The 24,534-nt window shown below is 46.2% G+C and carries 20 protein-coding genes; 7 read left to right on the top strand and 13 right to left on the bottom strand.

Annotated elements, in window-relative coordinates; translation table 11 throughout:
• Nucleotides 1-75: 75 nt before the first annotated feature.
• Both ACQY2W_RS02605 and ACQY2W_RS02600 read right to left on the bottom strand, forming a co-directional pair.
• Nucleotides 76-900, bottom strand: coding sequence for a Stp1/IreP family PP2C-type Ser/Thr phosphatase (locus tag ACQY2W_RS02605; RefSeq protein ID WP_428049077.1), 825 nt, complete (start codon nucleotides 898-900; stop codon nucleotides 76-78).
• Nucleotides 897-3,194 carry a serine/threonine protein kinase gene (locus tag ACQY2W_RS02600; protein WP_428049075.1) on the bottom strand — a complete coding sequence of 766 codons (2,298 nt, stop codon included), beginning with the start codon at nucleotides 3,192-3,194 and terminating at the stop codon, nucleotides 897-899. The genes ACQY2W_RS02605 and ACQY2W_RS02600 overlap by 4 nt, the downstream gene beginning before the upstream one ends.
• A 150-nt stretch (nucleotides 3,195-3,344) precedes the next feature.
• On the opposite strand from ACQY2W_RS02600, the gene ACQY2W_RS02595 reads away from it, so the two are divergent.
• Entirely contained in the window at nucleotides 3,345-3,806 is a 462-nt protein-coding gene (locus ACQY2W_RS02595) for a transcriptional coactivator p15/PC4 family protein (RefSeq protein ID WP_428049073.1), read from the top strand.
• Between the two features lie 171 nt (nucleotides 3,807-3,977).
• Entirely contained in the window at nucleotides 3,978-4,649 is a 672-nt protein-coding gene (locus ACQY2W_RS02590) for a type IV pilin protein (protein WP_428049071.1), read from the top strand.
• 84 nt (nucleotides 4,650-4,733) lie between these two features.
• Here the strand turns inward: ACQY2W_RS02590 and waaF are convergent, their stop codons facing one another.
• From waaF to ACQY2W_RS02550, 8 genes are all read right to left on the bottom strand, one after another.
• On the bottom strand, nucleotides 4,734-6,293 hold the full coding sequence (waaF, locus tag ACQY2W_RS02585) for a lipopolysaccharide heptosyltransferase II (protein WP_428049069.1): 1,560 nt from the start codon (nucleotides 6,291-6,293) through the stop codon (nucleotides 4,734-4,736).
• Nucleotides 6,274-7,554 (bottom strand): 3-deoxy-D-manno-octulosonic acid transferase, encoded by a 1,281-nt coding sequence (locus ACQY2W_RS02580; RefSeq protein WP_428049067.1) that lies wholly within the window; start codon nucleotides 7,552-7,554, stop codon nucleotides 6,274-6,276. Before ACQY2W_RS02580 ends, waaF begins: the two co-directional genes overlap by 20 nt.
• A gap of 48 nt (nucleotides 7,555-7,602) precedes the next feature.
• Nucleotides 7,603-10,263, bottom strand: coding sequence for a hypothetical protein (locus ACQY2W_RS02575; RefSeq protein WP_428049065.1), 2,661 nt, complete (start codon nucleotides 10,261-10,263; stop codon nucleotides 7,603-7,605).
• A gap of 108 nt (nucleotides 10,264-10,371) precedes the next feature.
• The gene (locus ACQY2W_RS02570) at nucleotides 10,372-12,579 is read right to left on the bottom strand and encodes an AsmA family protein (protein WP_428049063.1); all 2,208 of its coding nucleotides are present in this window, start codon (nucleotides 12,577-12,579) and stop codon (nucleotides 10,372-10,374) included.
• Nucleotides 12,576-12,908, bottom strand: coding sequence for a YkvA family protein (locus ACQY2W_RS02565; RefSeq protein ID WP_428049061.1), 333 nt, complete (start codon nucleotides 12,906-12,908; stop codon nucleotides 12,576-12,578). Before ACQY2W_RS02565 ends, ACQY2W_RS02570 begins: the two co-directional genes overlap by 4 nt.
• Complete coding sequence (locus ACQY2W_RS02560; RefSeq protein WP_428049059.1) at nucleotides 12,905-14,650, bottom strand: Na/Pi cotransporter family protein; 1,746 nt, start codon at nucleotides 14,648-14,650, stop codon at nucleotides 12,905-12,907. Before ACQY2W_RS02560 ends, ACQY2W_RS02565 begins: the two co-directional genes overlap by 4 nt.
• Before the next feature lie 44 nt (nucleotides 14,651-14,694).
• On the bottom strand, nucleotides 14,695-15,810 hold the full coding sequence (locus ACQY2W_RS02555) for a hypothetical protein (protein WP_428049057.1): 1,116 nt from the start codon (nucleotides 15,808-15,810) through the stop codon (nucleotides 14,695-14,697).
• Between the two features lie 66 nt (nucleotides 15,811-15,876).
• On the bottom strand, nucleotides 15,877-17,046 hold the full coding sequence (locus ACQY2W_RS02550) for an NAD(P)/FAD-dependent oxidoreductase (RefSeq protein ID WP_428049055.1): 1,170 nt from the start codon (nucleotides 17,044-17,046) through the stop codon (nucleotides 15,877-15,879).
• Between the two features lie 77 nt (nucleotides 17,047-17,123).
• On the opposite strand from ACQY2W_RS02550, the gene ACQY2W_RS02545 reads away from it, so the two are divergent.
• From ACQY2W_RS02545 to ACQY2W_RS02535, 3 genes are all read left to right on the top strand, one after another.
• Complete coding sequence (locus tag ACQY2W_RS02545; RefSeq protein WP_428049053.1) at nucleotides 17,124-17,573, top strand: Fur family transcriptional regulator; 450 nt, start codon at nucleotides 17,124-17,126, stop codon at nucleotides 17,571-17,573.
• A gap of 35 nt (nucleotides 17,574-17,608) precedes the next feature.
• Nucleotides 17,609-18,148: a rubrerythrin gene (gene rbr / locus ACQY2W_RS02540; RefSeq protein ID WP_428049051.1), complete on the top strand. Its 540-nt coding sequence runs from the start codon at nucleotides 17,609-17,611 to the stop codon at nucleotides 18,146-18,148.
• Nucleotides 18,149-18,541: 393 nt separating this feature from the next.
• Nucleotides 18,542-19,081, top strand: coding sequence for a type IV pilin protein (locus ACQY2W_RS02535; RefSeq protein ID WP_428049049.1), 540 nt, complete (start codon nucleotides 18,542-18,544; stop codon nucleotides 19,079-19,081).
• A 169-nt stretch (nucleotides 19,082-19,250) separates the two neighbouring features.
• Here the strand turns inward: ACQY2W_RS02535 and rfbA are convergent, their stop codons facing one another.
• The 3 genes from rfbA to ACQY2W_RS02520 all read right to left on the bottom strand — a co-directional run bounded on the left by rfbA (nucleotide 19,251) and on the right by ACQY2W_RS02520 (nucleotide 22,697).
• The gene (rfbA, locus tag ACQY2W_RS02530) at nucleotides 19,251-20,120 is read right to left on the bottom strand and encodes a glucose-1-phosphate thymidylyltransferase RfbA (protein WP_428049047.1); all 870 of its coding nucleotides are present in this window, start codon (nucleotides 20,118-20,120) and stop codon (nucleotides 19,251-19,253) included.
• An 8-nt stretch (nucleotides 20,121-20,128) separates the two neighbouring features.
• On the bottom strand, nucleotides 20,129-21,211 hold the full coding sequence (locus ACQY2W_RS02525) for a hypothetical protein (RefSeq protein WP_428049045.1): 1,083 nt from the start codon (nucleotides 21,209-21,211) through the stop codon (nucleotides 20,129-20,131).
• Nucleotides 21,212-21,314: 103 nt separating this feature from the next.
• Nucleotides 21,315-22,697: an MFS transporter gene (locus ACQY2W_RS02520; RefSeq protein WP_428049043.1), complete on the bottom strand. Its 1,383-nt coding sequence runs from the start codon at nucleotides 22,695-22,697 to the stop codon at nucleotides 21,315-21,317.
• A 120-nt stretch (nucleotides 22,698-22,817) separates the two neighbouring features.
• Here ACQY2W_RS02520 and ACQY2W_RS02515 point away from each other — a divergent pair, with 120 nt between their 5' ends.
• Nucleotides 22,818-23,078: a phosphopantetheine-binding protein gene (locus tag ACQY2W_RS02515; RefSeq protein ID WP_428049041.1), complete on the top strand. Its 261-nt coding sequence runs from the start codon at nucleotides 22,818-22,820 to the stop codon at nucleotides 23,076-23,078.
• A 2-nt stretch (nucleotides 23,079-23,080) separates the two neighbouring features.
• Nucleotides 23,081-24,214 carry an AMP-binding enzyme gene (locus tag ACQY2W_RS02510; RefSeq protein ID WP_428049039.1) on the top strand — a complete coding sequence of 378 codons (1,134 nt, stop codon included), beginning with the start codon at nucleotides 23,081-23,083 and terminating at the stop codon, nucleotides 24,212-24,214.
• The last annotated feature ends 320 nt before the right edge of the window (nucleotides 24,215-24,534 follow it).

Here is a 24,534-nt window from a genome sequence, read left to right as displayed (position 1 = left end):
CATATCTGAACATAATTGTCAACCCCTTTTTGTGAGTGCTAAAAAAGAGGACAAAGTCCGAGCATCGTGCGTTATTTATTTTGTGGTAAAAAACCGTTTAACCCGCTGTTTAAATGAGAGCGGTTTGGGCGGTAAAATTTTGATAAGTACAGCCGAGATGTTATCTTGCCCGTCTTTTTCATTAGAGATGTGTACCAACTGTTTGCACAGTTTAACGATAGACATTTCTTTCCCGTTACGCAAAATATCAGCCATATCACTTTCGCGCAGCCCTTTATACAGGCCGTCTGAGCAGAGCAAGATTTCGTCCCCGGGTTTGACCGGGAATTTAAGCAAGTCAAATTCAATATTCTTTTTAATACCCATGGCCCGCGTTAAAATGTTTTGGATTTTGGAGCGGTCGGCCTCCGCGCGGGTCAGTAAACCGCGGCGAACTTGTTCGTTCGCCAGCGAATGGTCGGTGGTGATTTGTACCATTTTATTGTCGCGGAATAAATACAGGCGGGAATCTCCCACGTGCACAGTAATCGCATAATCACGGTCAAAAATCACACCGGTGAGCGTGGTGCCCATCATTTTATATAAATCGGACGATTGGGCCGTAGAATAAATGGCGATGTTCGCTAAGTTGGCCGCCATAAGCATTTTGCGCTCGGTATTATCTAGTTTAGGTAAAAAAGAATCGGGGATTTTAAGTTGACCGTTGTTTACTTTGCGCACTGTTTCTGCCAGAACAGACACGGCGATGTTGCTGGCTACTTCGCCGGCACTATGCCCCCCCATGCCGTCAGCCACGATACCTAAACTAAGGTTGGACGAAATAAGCACATTGTCTTCATTTTTCTCACGGATTTTACCAATATCGGTTACGGCCGCAAATTCAATATCAAACCGGCTCATAAGGTATCCTCCGTTATAAAGGTGCTCGCACATCCCAACAAACAGAAACAATACAACATGGCCATTAAGAAGAAATACGCATCGTTTTCTTTGGCATTTTTATTAAAGTGGTAAATCGGATACGTTAAGGCAAATCCCCACACGGCCAGTTTCATGGGTTGCTCGCCTCCTTGATAATAAGGAGCCATCAGACGGGCAAAAAGCATACGGGTTTGGTCGTTAAACACACCGGGGGTTGCTTTCTCAATGCGTGGGGCTAATTTCTCGGATACTTCACTTAAGGTAAGATGAGTAAATTCGTTAGATTGGTCCACTTCTTTGAGTCCGCTATTGGGCGTCAATTCCAATTCATCTTGCAAATTGGACGATACCGGCCGCGGTTTGCGGGTGTCTACTTCTACATGGGCAATGAGTGCTTCTACGGTATTTTCCACCGAAGCGGCCAACCCGGAAACCGTATAGGCCCACATCCCAAATACAGCAACTAAAAAGAGGAAGAACGGTAGTAAGATAGCGTCTTTATAGGTACGGGAAATTAAGTAGTAAATAGCACATATTCCGCAGAATATGGAAAGGTAAAATAACGCGGTTAATAAGGCATTTTGGCTATTCGGGGCGATAGATAAATGGGCCGCTGCGTGTGCCAAACTCATACAGAAGATAACAAGAGCGGCTCCCAATATCCCTTGCGCCAAGGAGCGGTTAATGGTCCAACACAGTGAAAGCCCCCACGATAACGCCAGTACTAAATAACACAAATAATACTCCGGCGAGAACAAAAACTGAGTCATTTTGCTCATTTCCATAAACGGAACTTCCGGCGTAAATAACCCCGCCACATACGACGAGCCGGCCAGAAATAACAACAGCGTGGTAGAGTGGGCATACGCACGGATAGCAGACGAAGCAAAGATACAAGCCAGCACGACGGCACAAACAATCGTCATGGTCAGTTGGTTGGGCGCGTACGGGGAAGAAAAGAACGGGCCTATGATATTATCCCACATCCCCGCTTGGGGCGAGACATGTACCGAGCAAATATGGCCTAAACTGTAAAACACATACGCAATAATTCCGGCAAACACCGCAAACAGCGGCACCCATAACAAAAACGACAACACTTTGCGTTGCGTGGCCGACATAAAACGCGGGCCGCTATTTTGCTTTTTGGTAAAAGAAGTATCCGGCTTGGCGGCATCGGTTTTTAACATCTGCACGGACGGAACGCTGGCGGCTAATTTGCGGCGGGCCAGTTCGGTTTGGTATTTTTCCGGAGACATATTTTCGTTAATCTGCGGCATGATTAGGTTGTTTACCGTATGCTGCGTGGGCTTGGAGTATAAGTCCCGCTGGGTACGCAAGGTTTGGGTGGGGTGGCGTTCTTCTTTAACAACCATCATGGATTCTTCGCCGCCCAAATCTACGGCTTTTCCCCCGCTGCCCGATTCAAAACGTAATTGATCTTCGGCGCGCATTTTGCGGAAGTATAAATAGGTTTCTTTAGCGGTTTGGAAACGATCGTCCGGATTTTTACTCATCAATTTCTGGATAGCCGGGCCCAACCAGGCGGGCAAATCCCGGCGCAGTTCAGCCGGATTAGGTACGGGATTATTGATGTGTTTTTGGATAATTTCAATTGTGTTTTTCCCGTTATACGGAAACTGTCCCGTCAGAACGTAGTACAGACTGGCACCGAGAGCATACAAATCGGCCCGGGTATCTAAGTTTTGGCCCAACGCCTGCTCCGGCGCGATGAAATAAGCGGTTCCGGCCAGTTCGCTGGTTTTGGTAGAGCCGTCTTTTTCCATTTTTTTGGCGATACCGAAGTCCACCAGTTTGGCTTGTCCTTGTAAATTGATTAAAATGTTAGACGGTTTAATGTCGCGGTGAATAATGCCTTTGGCATGAGCGGCTTCCAACCCTTGTAGCACGCCGTCAAATAAATCCAATACTTTTTTGACGGGCAATACTTTATTCTTTTTAAGTAAGGAAGACAGCGTTTGCCCTTCAATAAAGGACATCACGATAAAATAAAACCCATGTTCTTTACCCACGTTATATACGTTAACGATGTTGGGATGGTCCAGTTCTGCAATAGCGCGGGCTTCGGTTAAAAAGAGTTCCACCGCTTTTTTGTCGTTAGACAAAGCCGGACTTAAAATTTTTACACATACGATGCGGTTTAAAGCGCGGTGTTTGGCACGGTAAACGGCTCCCATACCGCCTTCGGCTGTTTTTTCTAAAATCTCACAACCGGATATTATCTTCCCCACTAAAGAAGGTGTCGTACTCATAAATTTCCTTAGAAAAAAGTTTAAATCGGTTTAATTACAAAAAAACTTGATTTTATGCCAATCAGGCATTACAATATAACTAGTAACATCATATCATATTTTCGGGTTTGATAATAGAGGCAATTTAAATTTTTGTCCGGCGGGGTGTTTATGTCAGAAAGTAGCTTTACAGTATTACGGGAGATCGGCTCGTTGCCGGCGGCGAACGGTAGCGAAGTCCGCTTTAGTATTGACGTGTACCGCAATTACCGGTACGTTTCTATCCGCCGGTACGTCAATATGGACGGCTTGTGGGCTCCGACGCGCGACGGGCTGACCCTTACGCCGGAAATCGTGCGCGTTCTTGCACCGAAAATAAATGCGCTGTCCGACGTTCCCAAAGAAATTGCCAACGGACCACTTGGAAAATTTGCCAAGCGGCCCGGTATTTGCGTGGTGGTAGAAGTCGGATCGTTTCGTAATGAACGCGGCCTCGCGCTTCGTCAATGGGAAGAAACGGGCGGTTGGACCAAAAAGGGTATTTGGTTGCCGCTTGAAAAAATCAAAGAAATTAAAGTGCTATTTAAAGCCACGCACGAGGCCATAGACGAACAGCCCGAAGATGATTTTTGATATTTAGGTTGTGCACAACATAACATAAACAGCTAACTCAGGTTGGCTGTTTTTTTTGTATTGAAAAGTTGCCTATTGACATCGTTTTTTTTTTTTGATTTAATTTTATTATACCTAAATCAAATGGAGGAGTTTTTATGAAAGAAGAAAATGTAGTTTTGTCCTCGCCCCTTGCGGGACAAAAGTGAGGGGTATATAAAGGAAAATACTTATTTAAACCCCCTCATCGGTTTTGAGTGCTACCGCACACAAAACCACTTCCCCCGCCGGGGTGGAAGTCAAACGGCTGGTGGTTTCACCCTCATTGAATTATTAGTCGTTGTTCTCATCATCGGTATATTGGCGGCGGTGGCTCTGCCGCAATATCAAAAAGCGGTAGAAAAAAGTAAAGCCGCACAAGCCATTACGTTGCTCAAATCAGTATATCAAGCTCAATTGGCTTATTACCTAGCCAACGGAGAATTGGCCAGACATTTTGATGAATTAGCCATAGACCTAGATTGGACAGGAAACACGAAGTGGGAAATCAACGACGCTAATACAGACAATCGTTCTAACGGGGAGTGGTCTATGCAAATGAATCCGCATAACAACCTCTATACCGGACCGCACATTCAAATCGGACGAATTTCAGGTCCGTATAGAGGAGCCGGTTTTCTCATGTTCTTTAATGTATCACATAGCGCTTTAGACAATTATTCGTTATTTTGCGGCGAATATGGCGCACACGGAGGACGTGGTGAAACCGGTTTTCAAAAGAATAGCGGAGATTATTGTATAAAATTAATGAAAGTTAAAGATACTTCTCCATACTCCGGATCTATCACTACTTGGAAAATGTAATATAACAAGATCCTTAAATAAATTCAACAGGTCCATATAAAAACACCCCGCGTTTAGGCGGGGTGTTTTCTTGTAAAACTTTTTTTATTTCTTTACCGGAAGAACGCCGGCTTTCTCCAACATTTCTTTGGCGTTGTCAAACACGGTGTCCGGCGAAATGTCGCGCATACATTTGAAATGTTTTTTCGGACATTTCTTCCCCCCGTGTAAAGCACACGGGCGGCACGGCAAATTTTCCACTTCCATAACACGGTGCCCTTCCCCGTACGGGAAGAAACCGAGTTCGCGTGTCGTCGGCCCGAAGATAGCCAACGTCGGCACGCCAAAGGCGGTAGCGATGTGCATGGGGCCCGAGTCGTTGGTAATAAACAATTTGAAGTGTTGCATAAGAGCCATCAAATCGGCCAAGCTCGTTTTACCGCACAAGCTGGCGGCGTGGCCGGTGGCAAGTTGACAGATTTTTTCGCCCAGGTCGGTGTCTTTTTTACCGCCGCCCACGAGCACAGCTTGCACGCCCAGTTCGGTTTGTAAGCGGCTGATGAGTTTGACAAAATATTCCATAGGCCAGCATTTGGTCGGCCATGCGCTACCCGCGTGGATACCAATAAGCACTTTGCCTTCCAAATTAAAATCTTTGATTAAGCGTTCCACGTTTTCTTCGGCGGACGGGGCGTAATTCATGTTTAATTTTTCAGCGGTGAAATTTTCTTTGGCGATTCCTTGCAACAGCGACAGGTTGCGCTCGGCATCGTGAATCATCCAAGAGAACGGTACGGTTTTAGTATAGAAAAACCACCCTTCGCTAGACGTAAACCCAATACGTATCGGCACGCGCGAAAGCCACGCAATCAGCGCACTTCTGAAACTGCGGTGCGGCACGAGCAAAATGTCAGCGTGCGTATCGCGGATGGCTTTGGCGGTTTTCCACACGCCGGCAATTTTGTTCCATCCTTTCTTATCGTTTAAGATAATTTGCGATACTTCTTTAAGCGGGCGGAAAATATCTTGCGTTTGCGGGCGGGTGATGACCACAATTTTAGCATCCGGGAACAGTTTAGCTGTTTTTTTAATAAGCGGAGTTGTCAGTACGCTGTCGCCGATAAACGAGGTTTGGAAAATGGCAATCGTATTGATTTTTTTGCCACTGCCTTCCACATTTTTATAGGCCCAGTCGCCCAGTTGCAATTCGCGGTATTTTATCGGAATGTTCCACGCTTTTAACGCGGCGAGGTATTTGTCCAAATTGTGGCTGTCTTTCAGTAGCGGTGAGGTCTTGCGGAAGTGCACAAATAACCGGCGGTCCAGCGAATTTTTGTCGTAACGGATACGATTAGGCACGTGGCTAAAGAAACTAAGTAAAATCGTCTTAGACGTTACGTGCAAATCAAGCAGGTGTGTGAAATTACCCGCACGGATTTGGCGCACGTTAGCCCATAAGCCCTTTTTGGCAACCATAATTTCGTCAATGTACGGATTGCCTGCTAACACTTGGGCAAATTGCGGTTTGACCATCAGCGTAATGCGTGCGTTGGGCCAAGCGGCCTTGATGTTTTTATAGACGGGTGCCGAAAGCACAATGTCGCCTAAAGACGACAAACGAAGCACGAGGATATTAGGGTTTGTTTCAGTTTGTTTTTCGTTCATAGTTTTGTACCACTTGATTGATTTTTGTGGTTGCTCCTTTAAAACTTAAAGCGGTGTTGCGGGCTTTTTGGGCCATATTTTCCAGTTGTTCCGGGTCTTCTACCAAACGCAGAACGGTAGATTTAAATGTATATTCGTTTACTAAAATTCCCCCACCCGTTTCCAATAACGCTTGGGCGGTAAGCGGGGCATTGAAAAAGTGTTTTCCGAATAATACCGTTTTAGCCAAAATAGCCGGCTCCAGTAAGTTGTGTGCCCCACGCGGCGCGACAGATCCGCCCACAAACGTCAGCGTGGCGCGGGCATATAAAGAGGGTAACAAACCCATGACATCGGCACAAACAATATCGGCATTTTTAGATAAATCGTTATCGCTCATAAAAGCGTGTGCTAAGCCGCTCTGGCGCAGAGTGTCGCGAATTTCGGCCCGTCGTTCCAAGTGGCGCGGGGCAAAAATAATTTTGATACCTTTTTTAATAAAATCGGGCGCGGCGCGCAGTAACATCGTTTCTTCTTGCGGGTGTGTACTGCCTAACACCAAAAGCGGTTTTCCTTGCCAATTTAACGCACTAAGCAGTTGGTCCACTTCGGCGGTACGGGTGGGGTTTTCGTTTAAAGAGTCATATTTTACGTTGCCGCAGATGTGGCATCGGTCGGCGGGCAGACCTAACGAACAATAGCGTTTGGCGTCGTCTTCTGTTTGCAACGCCGCAAACGTCAAGTGGGTTAAGAGCCGTTTGAATAAAGGTTTAATGAGCGTGTAGGCCCGGGCAGATTTGGCCGAAATGCGCCCGTTTAATATAGCGGTAGGAACGCCGGCTTGATACGCGGCTTCTAACAAGTTGGGCCAAATTTCGCGCTCTATTACAAACAAGCGGTACGGCTTAGCCAAACGGATAAAACGTCGGCACGACGGGTAAAAATCAAGCGGCACGAGTACGGCTTGTTTAACAAGCGGGTTTTTAAGGGCGGTTTCTTTGCCGGCTTGGGTAGAGGTAGTAATTAAGATATCGCGCTGGTAAAAATCGTGCAGTTGGGCAATAAGCTCTTTAATGGATAAAACTTCCCCTACGCTGGCGCAATGCAACCAAACGGCTCCTTGGATAAGAGTTCCCTCTTTTTCCAAGCCGAACCGTTCTTGCAGTTCTTGCCACAAATGCTTGAGCACGCCCCGGCGGCCGGAAAACAAAAAGCCAAAAAGGACGCCCAACGCTCCCAACGGGAAAATTAAATTTGTAAGTCCTAATAAAAACAAACCCATATAACTTATTATATGAAATTTATACGGGTTCGTTTATAGTAAGTGAATTTATAAGTTAATATTTTCGTCTTTTACCATGCGGTCAAATGCGTCGCCAAAGAAGAGGTGGCCTAATTGCAACGCGGAATTGAACACCGGGCGCAGGTAGGTTTCTTTATCTGCTTTAAATTTCTTCTGCATTTCTTCCAAGTTTTTCAGCACGAACGGCCCGGACGGCCCGGCGGATGTTTGGTCTAAGCCGACGCCATATAACAGCTCCATCTCAAAAGAGGTCGGTTCCTGTGTGTGTATTAAATGGGTCATAGGCAAGAAAGGTTTTCCGTTGATGTAAGCTCCGGCAAGAATTTTCCCTTCCGCGATGTTGCGTAAAAGTACACCCGTCAGATTTAGGGCAATAGAATTGTTTTCGTTGCCGCGTGAACGGGCCGCCAATGTTTCTTTATCAAAGTAATTATAGTTATGGGTTCCGGCCAGTACAAACAGGTTGATGCCCTCGCGTTCTTGGGCGGGCAACTGGGCAAATTCTATCAGACAAGAGCCGCCTAAACACGAGTCTAACTGGACATTCACTTCCGGCGCGCCCGTTTGCGTGCGTAAACGCTGTACGGCCGCAATCAGCTCTTGCGTAGAGACGGTTGCTTTTTGCAACCCTAAACGAAACCGGCCCGCTTGATCCACGTTGCCGTGAGCCGCTACTTGTACGAAAATGGGCTTATCCGTGGGGGCGGCATTTTTAAAAGCTTGAGTTACTTCCGTCAGCGAGCAACCGTTCTTTGGATCCCCGATAACGGTGGGAATATATCCTTCTTCCTCGGATAAATCTTCCCATTCAGCTGATTGTTGTTTTTTGTACAAATGTTCGTATTGATACCCTTGAATATAATACGCATATTCCGTGGCAGTTGGCGAGCGTAACACGGCCGCGTGTTGGCGAAATTGTGCAGAGAGTTGAACTTCAAAACGGACCGCTTCGTCCAATGGGAGAGAACGGAAATAATTTTCCGCATTTTGAACACGTTGGCGTTGATCCGGAGTCAATGTAGCGGCCGATTTAATGAGTTCCAAATCCTTTGAAACTTGCACCAATTGTTGGTGTGCGGGTGTTAATTGATTGACGGATAAGGACGGCAGCCCCCATTGTTCACCGAGTGACTCGTATAAAGGTTTGCCATGCAGCATTTTTTGTCCGGTCGCGCGCACGTAGTTGACAATGTCTTGTTCCAACCCGGCAAAGAGGCACTGGGTATCAAACCCGTCTCCCGCAAAGCTAGGCCACCAACTGCCGTGCCCGTCAAATTGGTATTCCAATAGCACACTTTTGGTTTCTTTGACGGTTGCGGCGTTTTGCACGCGGAGTAATGGATCTAGTTGTGCATATAAGGGGCTATTTTCCATTTGGGCACGTTTGACGGCTTGTTCCAAGGGGTTGAAAGCGTGTCCGTTTACATATCCGCGTACGAAAATGTTGCCGTTTTTACCCATGTGCTGTAACAAATAAGATAACTGTTGGTTTTTCGCGGTTTGTTTGACGTCGCGCACGCGGTTGAAAAGTTCTTCCCCCTGATTATTTACTTGCATGCGTCCGCCCGCGAGCACGAACACGTTGATCCCTTGGCGTACATTTTCGGGCAGGGCCATAAATTCATCTAAAAACTGTCCGGCATGGCAAGCATCGGTTTGAAAGTTAATTTCCGGAGCACCGGTTACGTTGCGCAGTAATTGCAAATCTTGCACCACTTGTTTGGTGTAAATGCGGTTAGTTGACCCCGGGTCCCCCAGTAGAAAATAGAAATTCCCCGCCGGGTCAATTTCACCGTGGGTGGTCCATTTGACAAAGATAGGTTGGTCGGTTCTTTCGGCAACCAGGAACGCATTGCGGATGTTTTGATACGGCAAATCACCGGTTGCATTTCCGATAAAAGTGGGAATATATCCTTTTTCTTGCGGTACTTCGTCAAAACTGTAACTTTCTTTATACATGTCTTGTTCAATAAAAAATGCCTGTTCGGTAGCCAACGGCGAGCGTAACACCGCGGCATGTTGGCGAAACTCCGCAGACATCCACACTTTTTTATCGGATACCTCTTTGTAGGTAAGCGAGCGGAAATAAATGGCAGCGGCTTGAACGCGTGAGAATTGTTGCGGGGAAAGTTGGGTCCCTTGCGCTAGTGCGTTTTGGATGTTTTCCAAATTATCGGAAATCTCAAACAGACGGCCGTCAAATTTTTCCAGCTCGCTGATGAAAAGTTTATTAAGCCCCCAAATTTCGGATAACGGGCGGTCATCTTCCGGGAAGTCCAACGTCTGCAACGTGTTTGCCGGAGGCATGGGCGGTACGTAGTTATTGGCACCCGCGGCAGGACCGATACGTTTTTGTGTTTCAACGGCGTTAATGCGTTGTTGCACGCCGTGTTGCAATTGTTGCGACGGAAAGGCCGCGGTAGGGGCTTGCCACGTATGCGGCGTTAGCGGGACAGGGGACTGAACCGGGGCAGAAGTTCCTTGCGCACGGACAGCTCCCCGGACGCTTGGGTTAGAAACAGAAACGGACGGTTGGAAAGAGGGTCTTGCGGATGCCGGTTGAGACACCTTAACGGTCGGTTTAAACGAGGACGGACGCGCCACGCGAAACTTCCCTTGCGCCGCGGCATAGGGAGCAAGGGTGAAAAGCACCGCACAGACCAACCATAAAGTAAACCGTTTTTGCATAGCGTTAACCTCTTCTAACAGTATAAGGGAAAAATACGTATGTAACAAGGGACAAAAGGCCCAGATTTTCTCTGGGCCTTTTGTCGTATCTGATGAACAGCGAAAGGTTTATTTGGCGGATGTTTCTTCGGCGGAGGGTTCGCTTTTCTTAAATAAATTGCCGATGGCTTTAACGGTAGCTTTGGCCGCTTGAGCGGTATCTTTGGCGGCAACGGAAACGCCCTTGGCTGTTTCCGTCGCCACAGTAGATACTCCTTCGGCAGCAGAGGTAGCGGCTCCCGCGGTGCCTGTTGCGGCCGATTTGGCGGTTTGGTAACTTAAAATGCCCCCCACTACCGAAGTAACCGTGTGCAGTACGTCTAATTTCCCCGTTGGGTTATCCATCGTTCCGCCGATTTTAATAACAACGGGCGTTTGTTTCGTCAGCAAGGTGGCCGAGGCCTTCATGTTGAGTGCGTTTGTGTTAAAATCAGCCGTGCCGCTTGCGTTTAAATTGGTAAGGGAAGACTCAAATGTGGTTGTATCAATGTTCATAACGCCGTTAGTAAACGTATATTTCCCCTCGGCTTTGGTCATGGCAATTTCGCCTTTTTTGGCTTGGTTTTCGGCCTCAAAGAGATTTAAATTTAATTTTTTACCCACTTTGTTAAGTAACCCCAGCGGCAGTAAAATGATACGCACGGCTTTGCTTTGCTTGAGTAAATTTTCTATATCCGTAATGGCCCCGGGCTGAAGTGCAAAAGAAACCGTACCGTTTGCTTTTTGCATATCCGCGCTGACGTTTGTAAGAGCCGATTGTATGGTAACGCCGTCGGTGCGGAAGTACGGTACGCTGACGGGACCAATAGCCAAATCGGCCTTGATGTTCATGTATGTTTGTTCGGCAGCGGCCGAATCCGGAGTAACCGTTTGTGTGCCGGATGAAATAGTATCTTCGGCAGGTTGGTCAAACGACGGGAATTGCGTGAGTGTCAATTTATCCAAATTTAATTTTAAGGTTAAATCTAATACATCTTTGATGTTTTTGTACGCAAACGAGCCCGTAAACTTTTCGTTGTTCAGAAGTCCGGTTAAAGAAGCACAGGAAATATCGTCTAAAGAGTTGATTTTGATGATTCCGTTAGTGTTTGTCAATGTAAAAGGCGGGTAAAGTGCGCTGACATTTTTGAGTGTTACCGAGCCGCTGACATCTTGCCCGTCGTTTTTCTCGGTAGCGGTAAAAGTGCCGCTGAGCGTGCCTTTGGGGTCAAAGCCGGTGTCGTCGGTCATTTTGACGATTTGGGCGATGTCGGCCTGCAATTTTCCGCTTAGGCGGTACGTAACATTTTCTCCCCCCCATCCGATAATACCGTTGGTACTTAGTGCACTGTCCAAAATGCGCAGCGCGGCATTGTGAACGGTGGCGGAAGATTTATCCAAATCGGCATCGGCCTTGAGCAGTATGTGCAAGGCGGGTAACGTAAAATTAGGCAGATCGGGCAAAAAATCTTTGAACGAGAAATTGTCTATCCCGGTAATAGTTCCCGCAATGTCTACGTGCGGGTTTTCCAAATTTTCTGCTTTCCCCTGTAACGATAGTTTAATGTGATTGTACTGGGCTTGTGCGTTGGAAATTTCCACATATGCTTGGGGCATTTCCAAGTTGGCTAAAAACACGTTAAGCGCAATGTTGACCGGTATGGAAACTGATAAGCCCGTCTTATCTTTGGTTTTGCTGGTAAACGAAATCGTCACTGGGAACGGTTTATCTAACGCCACATTGGCCAGCTGGATATCCAAATCTTCCAGCGCACTGGATAAGCCGGTTTGCAAATCTTTATAGTAAAAATCGCAATCGCGAATTTTAATTAACTGAGCCGTTATCTTCAGAGGTCCGGCCGCAGGTTCGTCCGCGGGTTGTTCGGGATCGGTAGGTGTTTCCCCGTTGGAAGAAAAACTGTCAAAGTTAAAAGAGCCGTCTTTATTTTTTTGGATAAATACGTCTAACCCGTCTATGCGCACGGCGGCAATTTCTATCCGTTTTCTAAGTAACGGCCACAAAGCGGCTTTGGCTTCTACGCGGTCAGCTTTTACAAAAGTGCCTTGTGCAAACGAATTTTCCTCGGACATCGCAAAATTGGTTAGCGTAACGCCGATTAAATTAAAAGAAACGGAGTCAAATTTTATTTCACGGTGGAGCGTGTTTTGCGCGTAGGTTAACGTCATCTGTTTAATTTTTTCCGGCGGGAACATCAGCCGCAACGTAATTAACCCCATCACGCACAGCACGGCTAGCGACAAGAAAAGGATACTGGCTAATTTAATAAGTTTTTTCATAATTTTTTTGAAACAGAATTATTTTTTTCTGTTTTAATAACCTCGGCTTCTAAGATAACCGCCGATGTGGCGGCTTGTTGTTGGCGAAATGCCACTAAATCTTTATGCAGTAACGTAAGCACCCAAATTACAAAAGCACCGTCATCGGTAATGCCCAACAACGGCAGGACGTCAGGCAATGCATCAATCGGGCTGATTAAATATACGACACAAACAAATGCCCATACAAGTGTGCTCCACGGCATTTTATATTTGCCGCGTAAAATGGCCCACAGCATGGGGAAAAAAGTTTTTACGTCCGTCCAAAGTATACCGGGTTTAAAATTCATACGGTTTTCTCCTTGGTATAGCGGCTGAGCAAATTTTCATCAATACGCAATGCATAGTCGCCGATGCGTTCAAAATTATTTAAGATATCCGCGTATGCGGTAATCGCGTCGGGCGATACGGTTTGTCCGGCTAAAATACGCTCGCGCCGATCGCGCAAGAGTTGCTTGCGTAGGTTATTTAAATGGGTTTCGTCTGCTAACGCTTGGGCCAAATTTGCTTGGGCTTGCTTACGCCAGGCAAGCGTATCTTGCGGAAAATCTATCAGTATTTTACGGGTAAGCTTGGTAACTTGTTTTGTCAGCCGGGCGATGCGTTGCAAATCGTCAATATCACTGGCGGAAAAAGGTTCTTGCGTGTGGAATTTTTCCAAAATGCGGGCAATTTTTTCGCCGCAATCGCCCATGCGTTCAATACTGTTAAGTATGTCTAAGAGCGAAAATGCTTGCGCTACGGCATGGCGGGACATGTTCCCGTGAATCAACTTAGCTAGGTATAAATTGATTTTATGTTCCAATACGTCGGTGGCCTGTTCCGATTCTTTCACATCGGCAATGAGTTGGGTAAACATCTGCGGATCTTCTACTTTGACGGCATGGATCAATTTGTCTGTCATTTGGGTAATCAACCGCATCATGTGTTCAATTTCTTTACGCACCGCGATAAGGGCTAATTCCGGCGTTTGCATAAACCCGGTGGCCAAGAATTGCAAATCATATTCGTTTTTATCCTCCCGTTTGGTTTTGGGGATAAACAGCAATGTCAAGCGGGCCAGCGGCTTAAGTAGCGGCAACATCAGTAACGTATTTAAACAGTTAAATAGCGTATGAAACGCAGAAATATGATACGGCAATATGGCGGTAAGCACGGCTGTTTCTTGTGCATAGGGCGAACCGGGCACGAAGGAGTCAACCAACCGGATAAATTGCGGGAACAGCAAGGTTACCCAGCATACGCCGATAAAGTTAAATAAAAAGTGTCCTAAGGCCGCACGTTTAGCGTTGTTGCTTGCGCCTAAAGCGGCTAGGTTGGCTGTAATAGTAGTGCCGATGTTTTCCCCCAGTACGAGTGCACAAGCCGCCGGAAAATGAATAATGCCCGCCGCCGCGCACGTAAGCGTCATGGCCATAACGGCACTGGACGATTGTAAAATAACCGTCAGTACCGCCCCGCTTAGGATGAGCATAAGCAGATGAAAGAAACTGTCCGGGTTAAATTGCTTCAGCCAAGCGGCCAGTTGCGGGTGTTGGGCAAAATCGGCCGGGATAGCATTTTTCATCAGTTCCAGTCCCAAGAAAAGTAACCCAAATCCGACCAGTGTTTCGCCCAAACGGCGAACTAAAATCCGGTTAGAAATAAATTGTGCAAAAAAACCAATAGCAATTACCGGCAAAGCAAACAGCGAAATTTGTACTTTAAACCCGAATAAACTGACGATCCACGCGGTGGTAGTCGTGCCGATGTTGGCACCGAAGATGACCCCTAAGGCCTGATACAGCGTAAGTAAACCGGCACTGGTGAACCCTACTACCATGACGGTGGTGGCACTGGACGATTGCACAAGCCCCGTCATCACAGCTCCGGAAAGAGTAGCCGCTATACGGTTGGAAGTGGCTACGGCAAGCAAGTGGCGCAATTTCTCTCCGGCGGCTTTTTGCAAACCGTCGCTCATGATTTTCATGCCGAACAAAAATATCGCCAGCGCGCCTAATACATTAAAAATTTGCAAAAATAAGTTTTCCATGCTATTTCTATACAAAAAAGAGCGGACTTAGCCGCTCTAAAAAATTATTTAGATATTTTAATCGGAGAGTCGCCTTCGTTATGGTCGGCATTTCCCCGGTTATGCGATTTTGCTTTTTCTTGTTCCCATTTTTGGCGATTCAACTCCATTTGTTGGGCCATGTCGTCATCAAACAGGATGGTAGGCATACGGTCTTCTTCGGTATATTGCACCATATCTTCCTTCTTTGGTTGGTAAACTTGGTCTAAATGCTGGTCTAATAAATCTTCGGTCGCGTTAGATTTTACAGACGCTTTGGTAACTTGCATATCCTGATAGGTTTGGGCGGCCGGACCTGCTCCGGGCGGCAACACTTGCCCGGGTTGCGGCGTAATTTGCGCTTGGGGCAATTCGGGCGTTGCTAAACGGTTGTCTCGGTAGTCTAAGTTTAAAAAGACGAGCACATAATAGGCGGCCATGGCCAGTTGTATAAATAGAGCGATAAGCACAAGCACTACCCCTACCCCTATCCACGGAGCAGACAAGTGGGCTAAATTAAAACTGTCGGCAAAATAAAGCGGAATTGTTACGTACAAACCATACCCGATTGCCCCCATAATCACTGTGGGAGTTAAGGCCATAAGAATTAGGGTGGCTATTACGTAAAACACATGACGTTTGGACAACTGGAACCCGTACACAAGCGCGGCGATGGGGTTTTGTTCCCGTACGGCTACTACGAGCGGTGCAAAAAAAGTGCCTACGTAAAAAATGAAAGCTACTACACCCATAACGATACGTACCGGCAGAGAAGGATCTGTACCTATCACGCGTTGAACAAAGCCGACACACAGAGCGATGAAGCCTAATAACAGGAACAAAATAATCATGTATATCGTGGGTAATAACGAAGAAGCGGATAAATCCGGTAGCGACAAATTATCTTCTTCTGCTTTAGCGGCTAAGAGTTTAAAAAATACAACGGTCAAAAAGATAGAGTAAAACGCCAACAACAATGCCGTTACAAATTGGGGTACGGGAGTGAAGGTAAGCGCGACAATTAACCCGTAGCCGATAATAGCGGCTAGCGCAAAACCAAACAGCGCACCGAATGCGCGGTTAATAAGTTGAAAACTGGCAAAAAATAAAGCAATAAAAGAATGAGGTTCTCTGATATCCATAAATTAGTCCTGTTAATCTACTTTAATTATATCAAAATTCATCCGTTTACCGTTGGATAAATTTATTTAAAAACGTTGACGCAACGCTTGGGCGGCCGCAAAAGCACTGGCCCATGCCCAATGCAAATTGTAACCGCCTAGGTTGCCTGTTACGTCTAACGCTTCTCCGGTAACAAATAAGCCGGGTTCGCGGCGTACTTGCAATGTGGAGGAATCTATTTCGCGTGTATCTATGCCTCCGGCGGTAGTTTCGGCTTTGGTATATCCGGCGGTACTTGTGGCGGTAAACGAAAAATGGTGAAGGGTTTGTACGGCGGTGCGCAGTTGTTCGCGCGTGGCGGTAGCAAGCGGGCCATCGCAACTTGCTAATAAGGTTTTGGCTAGTTTATGCGGCAAGCCAAATACCGATGAAAGCGTATGCGTGGAGTTTTTATGTGCGACCAAAATTTCCGCGGCATTTTGATTCGGCAGGAAGTCAATCTCTACGGGCAAGTCCGGTTGCCAAAAAAGCGACAGTTGCAATACGGCGGGGCCGCTGATACCGTCGTGCGTAAAGAGCAGTTGCCCTTCAAAAATATGTTTGCCTTGCCGTATGCGTACAGGCAAACTGTTTCCGGTCAGTTGCGTGCATAACGGGCGTAAATTTTTAGGGAAAGTAAGCCCGCACAATACCGGGTGTTGCTCTATAAAATTCAGCTCAAATTGACGTGCGATTTTACCGGAAAAACTGTTCCCCCCCAAGGCAGGAAAAGACACGCCCCCACTGGCCAATACCACATGTTGGGCGCGTACCGGCCCGCTTGAGGTGAAAAGTACAAAGCCGGTGGTGTCTTTTTTTATGCTTAATACGCGTATGCCTAAAGCAATTTCGCTGTGGTGCGCTTGGGCGCGTTTGACTAAAAAGTGTACGATATCTTGGGCGTTTTTTGCAAAAAGTTGACCGTTGGCGCGTTCTTCCCACGGGACATGTTCTTCGTCTAATAAAGCAGTAAAATCGGTGGGTTTAAACGCGGCCAACGCACTTTTACAGAAGTGTTTGTTTTGGCTGGTGTAATTGGACGCGGAAATAAAACGGTTGGAAAAATTACACTTTCCTCCGCCTGACACACTTACTTTTAAGGCAGGTTTTGCATTGGCTTCCAATACAATTTTGGGAGCATCAAAGCTGCCCGCGCAAAACAGTCCGCTTGCGCCTGCTCCGATAATAGCGGTATGGTAATACGCATTATTTTTCATCTTACGTAAAGCATAGCAAAAAAATCACAGTTATCAAAATATGATATACTTACTTAGGAAAAATTACGGATAAGCTTATGCCTATTGCCACGCTTGCACCGGAAGAAATCGCCTCGCGCCTGGCGGTGTTTGAACAACATTGCCGTAAACGCGGGTTGCGCGTCACAAACCAACGCCGTGAGATTTTTAAAACGGTGGCTTCGTCGCGCAGTCATCCCAGCGCAGAAGATGTGTTTGAGCAAGTGCGCCATAAATTGTCCAATGTATCGTTGGATACGGTATACCGTACCCTTTCTTCGTTAGAGAAAATGGAACTTTTGATTCGCGTGGGGACACCCGCTAAAGAACGTTTTGACGGAGACTTGCGCCCGCACGCGCATTTTATTTGTTCACATTGCGGCGAAGTGTATGATATTTTTTATAACTTGGACCACATGATGCTCCCCCTCAAGGAAGCGTTTTTATGCGGGGACGTGCGTCAAATCAATTTGCAGTACAAAGGAATTTGCAAACGGTGTCGCAAATAGCGCGCTGTATGTTTGTAAAAAAATAGGAGAGAAAAATGGAACTCAAAGGATCTAAAACCGAAAAAAACCTGATGACCGCTTTTGCCGGTGAATCTCAGGCCCGCAACAAATATACGTACTACGCATCTAAGGCGAAAAAAGAAGGGTTTGTTCAAATTGCAAAAATTTTTGAAGAAACCGCCAACAACGAAAAAGAACACGCTAAATTGTGGTTCAAGGCCTTGCATGATAACGATATTCCCACCACGACCGTTAACTTGTTAGATGCCGCCAACGGCGAAAATTATGAGTGGACCGATATGTACGCCACCTTTGCTAAAGAAGCCAAAGAAGAAGGTTTTGACAAATTGGCCTTTATGTTTGAAGCCGTAGGCAAAATTGAAAAAATGCACGAAGAACGCTACCGCAAACTTTTAAAGAATGTGGAAACGAACGAAGTGTTTAAAAAAGCCGGTATTGTGATGTGGGAGTGTGCCAACTGCGGACACGTAGTCATTGGCGAAAAAGCCCCCGAAGTATGCCCCGTGTGTAATCACCCGCAAGCGTATTTTATGATCCGCCCGGAAAATTATTAGTAGATAACGACGGATGTTATCTTGCGTTTTGCGCACGAAACCTAAAACAAAATGTTTTAGGTTTCGTTGCTCTTTAGGGCCAACAATTTGCCACATTTGAGTATCTTTGCGCCGCCTTGCCCTTGACGTGATTACCACCACGCCTATACGGGCAACTAGCGGCGCAAATCTATCTCAAATCTGACAAATCAGGCAATCTTCTACAATGTCATTCTTTGGGGCGGCGGGCCGTCCCTTTCGCTGTTTCCCCTTGTTTCTCATCCCGCCATGTTTCTGCGCGAAATATAACGAGGGTATTTTTTGTTTTTTCGCCTAAGAAAAATAAAGCTTGACATCGTTTTTTTTTTTGCTACATTTTATTTGTTGGTAACAGCTATTAAAAAGGAGCAGAATATGAAAAATAAACAGGCATTTACACTCATTGAATTATTAGTTGTTGTGTTAATCATCGGTATTTTAGCGGCGGTGGCGTTGCCGCAATATCAAAAAGTTGTAGAAAAAAGCAAAGCCACGCAGGGAATTACTCTTGTTAAAGCCGTAGCCCAAGCCGCGCAAGCGTATTATATGGCCAGCGGCGAATATGCCCGGACCTTTGATGAGTTGGACCTTGATATAGCGTGGAGCGGAAACACTAAAATTATATCCTATGCGACCGATGCCCGCTCTAACGAAGATTGGTCTATACAATTATATAACAGCGATACCAATGAAATCTATGCGACCCGTTTGAGAGGATCTTATGCCGGGGCCGGTTTTATTTTCAATCTTTCCAGCAATAATCCCCACTGGCAAAAAAATATGCTTTATTGCGCGGAGTGGAAATCAAATACGACGCTTACGTTTGAAAAAACGACGGGTGATTATTGCCAAAAAATAATGCGTGGTACACTTGTCTATGAACCGGCCTATGTGAATATTTTTTCGTTACCGTAGAAATTGAAAGTAACATAAAAAAAGCCGCCCAAACGGGCGGCTTTAAAAATTAAAGATGTCATTCCCGAGGAATGTTGTCGGGAATCTCAACCTTATTGCCGTTTCAGAAAGAGGAACAGATCCCCGAACCCTGCGGGCCGCCAAACATTCGGGGATGACAAATGTTTTTTTATTTCTCTTTGACAAGCCGCCGTACAAAGTTGTAATACACGTTGTCGGGCCGTTCCATGAGTTGCACTTTTAATTCTTGCGGTGTAATAAACCCGTGTTGCAAGGCAATTTCTTCCAAACACGCAATTTCTACGCCTTGGTTAAATTGCATACTGCGCACGAAGTTGGCGGCTTCCAACACGCTCTCGTGCGTGCCGGTGTCTAACCAGGCAAAGCCGCGCTCTAACGTGGTAACATGCAAATTGTTGGCTTGCAAGTATAGTTTATTTAGGTCGGTAATTTCCAACTCGCCGCGTGCGGACGGCTTTAATGTTTTGGCATATTCTACGACGTGATTATCGTAAAAATACAACCCCGTTACCGCAAAATTACTTTTGGGTTCGTTTGGTTTTTCTTCCAGCGATACGGCCCGTCCGTCCTTGTCAAATTCCACTACGCCAAAGCGTTGCGGGTCGGCTACTTCGTATGCAAATACGGTGGCTCCCGTTTTGCGCAAACACGCCGCTTTTAACAACCGCTCAAAGCCGTTTCCGTAGAATAAGTTGTCGCCTAAAATTAGCGCGCAACTATCCGAGCCGATAAATTCTTCGCCCAGTAAAAACGCATCGGCAATACCGCGTTTAATGGGTTGTGTTTTGTAGGAGAGTTTTAACCCCCAGTAACTGCCGTCGCCGAGTAACTTTTTAAAGTTAGCATCGTCTTCCGGGTTAGTGATGATTAAAATCTCGCGTATGCCCGCTTGCATGAGCACCGACAGCGGATAGTAAATCATCGGTTTATCGTACACCGGCAACAAAATTTTAGAAATTGCATACGAGGCCGGATATAACCGGGTGCCGGCCCCACCTGCTAAAATAATGCCTTTCATAAATACTCCTAGTTAAGACAATGTTTGAGAATCATTTCCTTGATTTGTTCTTTCGTGCTACGTTGGAGTAATTGCAACGCTTCTTCTTTCAACGTCGGTTGTTTAGGACCTTCTTGCCTAGCTTCCGTCACAACTTCTTCATAAGCCGGGTCTTTGTAAGCGATGTTGGCCGCTTTCTTTTCCACATCTAAATCGTGTTTAACACGGCGCATGGCATATTCCAACCGCGGGAGGTGGACGTCGCGTTCTTTGCCCGGGTCCAAATCGCCTTTTGCCTCATAGATATACATTTTTTCGGCAAATTCGGCTAATTTTTCCCACGTATGCAGAGCGTCCCCGTCACCCATTTTGGCAATTTTAATAAGTTGCTCGGTATTCGTGTCATAGCCGTGTTGTTCGTATCCGTTTTCCATATATACGGCACGATACGCAAAAAACTTATACATATTATTCATCAAAGATTCAATAGCAGATGCTTTATCCGGTTGTAACCGTTTATCTAAATTGATTAACTCGTTATATTGGCCCTCGTCCACAAAAAGTAGCAGGAACGGTTTATCGGTTAAAATGGCGTAGCGCAAGCCGATTAAAGAGAGTTCAATGGCTCTATCAAATGTCGTGGCCGTCGCGTAATCTTGCAGAACGGTTATCAGTTCATCTTCCATATCTGCCAGTTGGTTTTCCAAGTCCGGGTATACGGCACTTACGCTCATGCGGTAAGGCCGCGTATACTCCATGACACCGGTAAAAATAATTTTCAACCGGCGGAAAAATCCGGCATCACGTAACGTGAGGTTAAACCCCGTTTTCCAGTTTACGTCGCGCACATACGCGATCAGTTTGGCTTGGGCGAGATTGAAATCTTGCTCGGAAAACGTAAGCGGAACAAGCGGTTGACCCCCTTCTTCCCCAGGCAACGGGCTGGGCTTTTTATTCCCGAATAATGTTAGCAAACGCGTTGCATCGGCCGGGGTGGAAAGATTCATAATAATTTCCCCGTCGGGTTGTTGGTAAAACGTGGCCGCCTGCGCACTTAATGCGGCTATACTCAGTAGTATACTGAGGCAAAATAAACGCATGGTATTTTTCACAGTTAGGTCTCCTTTGCTACTTAAAATACTCCTATATTATAGCGCAAATGTAAAAAAAAGAAATGGGCATTTGGACCTATTTGTTCGGGTAATAAAGACCCATTTACCTTTTGGCCGATAAAATTCCCCCCGCCACCGAACACACGGCCCCAAAGAACATGGCCGCTTGGTATCCGCCGATAAAAGCCGGGTTGTGCGCTAGGCCGTGTCCTTGCAAATAATGTTGCACCAGTACACATATCGCTACGGACAACGCGATTCCGCCAATCATGCCGATATTACGTGAAAGCGCATTGACGCTGGCTACCACGCCCAATTTGCCTTTGGGTGCGGCACTGATGACTGTGTTATTGTTCGGCACTTGAAACGTGCCGCTACCGGCTCCCATGATCAGCTGCGCCAGTACAATATAAGATAAACTCGGTGCTTGGCCGATAAACGCAAACATCAGCGTAGAAATAAGTAGTAACACAAATCCCGCCGTTGTAATAATGCGTGCCGGCCACTTGGCACATAACGCACCGGATACCGCCGAGGTAATCGCCAATGTAATTGGGAAGGGTAAAATCAGCATGCCGATATGGATAGGATCCAAGTGCATAATGTCGGCTAAATAAAAAGGTAATAATACGGAGTTTGTAAAAAGTGCGGTGTAGCCCAATATCGCGACCAGACACCCGTACGAAATGGCCTTTATATTAAAAATAGACAGCCCGATAAACGGGTATTTGGCCGTACGTTCCCGCTTGAAAAATAACAAAAAGAAAATAAACGACGTTGCAAACGAGCCCAATATAAAAAGACTGCCCCACCCCTTTTCGGCGGCGGTATTTAGTGCATATAAAAAGGTAAAGCTGGTTAGCGTGTAATAAAATGCGCCGAGGTAATCCATTTTCAAGCGTTTGTTACCTTTAAAACGCGGAATTAAATAAATGCCCCGCCACACACCTAATATACAAATGGGAATTGTCAGCCAGAAAATAGACCGCCATCCCCACGCTTGAATAAGTGCTCCGCCGATGCCGGGCCCGGCCAGCGAACCGCACGCGACCACCGCGCCAATAGCCCCAAACGCTTTCCCGCGCGACGAGCCGTGAAACACTTGCGCAATTAACGCTTGGGAAGTGGCCATCATCGCTGACGAGCCGATACCTTGTACCGCCCGAGCCAGTAATATAGTTAGAAAAGAGTTGGCAATCGCCGCAAACAATGCCCCCGCTCCAAACACTATAAAGCCGCCTAAATACATCCATTTGCGGCTGTATAAGTCGCTGAGTTTACCAAATACGGGTAGCAAACACGTTAGCACGAGTAAATATAAGCTGACCACTAATTGGATACTGGCCAAAGATACATTAAACTGCTCGGACATTGTCGGCAGTGCGATATTTACAATGCCCGCCGATAACGTAGACATAAAAGTCCCGTTGGCGGTAACGGAAAAAATCATCCATTTTTTACTGATGCGGGGTGCTTTGACGTGCATAACTATACCTATATTTTATGTTTTTTAATAGTCGGTTGACAAATAGCCAATAAGCCGTGGACGAACGGACTTCATTTTTATAAAATATATGTATTCTGGTAGATTTGCGGAGAAATAAAGGTGCAACAAACGATTGACGAACTGAAAGAAATGATTGCGTCCTGCATTGATTTAAGCGGCGTAGATTTAAGCCGTTGCGGTGAGAGTACGCCCTTGTTTGCCGAACAAGGCCTCGGCTTAGACAGCTTGGATGCCGTGGAACTGATTATATCGTTGCAAAAACGCTACGGTATTGCATTTGAAAATATGCACCGGGTCCGTGAAATGTTCCAAACATTAGGTGCGTTGGCGCAGTACGTCAAAGAGCACCGGACGAAATAACTATGTTACAGCGAAAAGATATTTACCGCATTATCGGCGATTTGTTACGCACGGAGTTGGCCAGTCATCAGGCCGACGCGTTGGCTGTTTTTGATGACGATACCGAGGGACTTTGGGAAAATTTGCCGTCGGCTGTTAAAAAAATAGCGGAAGAAAAAGCCGCTACCATGTTTGGCTACATGTTGCGTTCCTTTTCCACCTTAGAGCGCATGACCGATTATGCGTATGCGTCGTTCCTTAAAAACCAGCAACTTGTCTTTTTAACTTCCGGCAGTATGGGACAACCTAAAGAGTGTGTGCATACCGTCAATATGATGTGGGAGGAAGCGCACGGGTTGGTCCGTTTGTTTGACGGAGTAACGCGGGTTGTTTCGTTGGTGCCGTCTAATCATCTATATGGGTTTACCTTTACCGTTATTTTACCGCATGCGTTACAAGTACCCGTTATTATCTTGCCGGCAATACCGACCCAATCGTGGCAAACGCTGTTGCAACCGGGCGATTTGGTGGTCGGGTTTCCGTCGTTTTGGAATTATTGGCTGCGTTGTGAAAATAAATTTCCGGCCGATGTGCATGTGCTTTCTTCCACGGCACTTTGCAAAGATGAAATTATTGCCGGTTTATTTGATGCCGGAGCGGCCCGGTTTACGGAAATTTACGGCTCCAGTGAAACAGGGGCCATTGCTTTTCGTACCCAAGCCGGTACCCCGTTTGAAATGTTGCCGTTTTGGGATATTTCCCGTAAAGAAAAAAATCCGCTTGTTAAACGTAGCGGCAACAATGCATGGCAACCGCTTCCCGACCAAGTGGTTATGAAAAACGAGCGTTTTTTATATCCGGTTTCCCGGTTGGATGAATGTGTGCAAGTAGCGGGCGAAAATGTTTCGCCCAAACGGGTGGAAACAGTCTTGTCCCAACATCCCGCCGTGAAACAATGCCGTGTGCGGCTCATGCGTCCGGACGAAGGAGAACGCCTCAAAGCGTTTATCGTGCTTAACGAAGGATACGGACCGGAACAAATGGCAGATATCCGTCATTTTCTTTCCCAACGTTTAACGGTGCATGAAGTTCCCCGCACGCTGACCTTCGGCGAAATGTTGCCTACTTCCGTGTTAGGGAAAGATGCCGATTGGTAAATTTTTACCTTGAAAAATCTTTTTTTTCCACTATACTTAAGTTGTACCTTTGACAGAAATAAGGGTCAAAAGGTCCTAGAAGAAAAATAGGTCTTTTGTCTCTTGTTTTTGTTCTTGTTTTGATTTAGAATAACAGTATCAGGATTGTAAAAAATAATATTTTTACGAGGATATTTATGAAAAAACTATTAGCTTTGTTACTCAGTTTTTCTTTATTGTTCAGCAGTGTTACGCCTTCGTTAGCGGGAGGGATCCCGGTAAGAGGCGTAACCCGCATTGTTCGTATCAAACCGGTAGAATTACGCCCTAACTCTTATAAA

It is taken from the genome of Candidatus Avelusimicrobium caledoniensis, assembly GCF_902756455.1.
Lineage (GTDB): Bacteria > Elusimicrobiota > Elusimicrobia > Elusimicrobiales > Elusimicrobiaceae > Avelusimicrobium > Avelusimicrobium caledoniense.
This window is presented reverse-complemented; position numbering and strand designations above follow the sequence as displayed.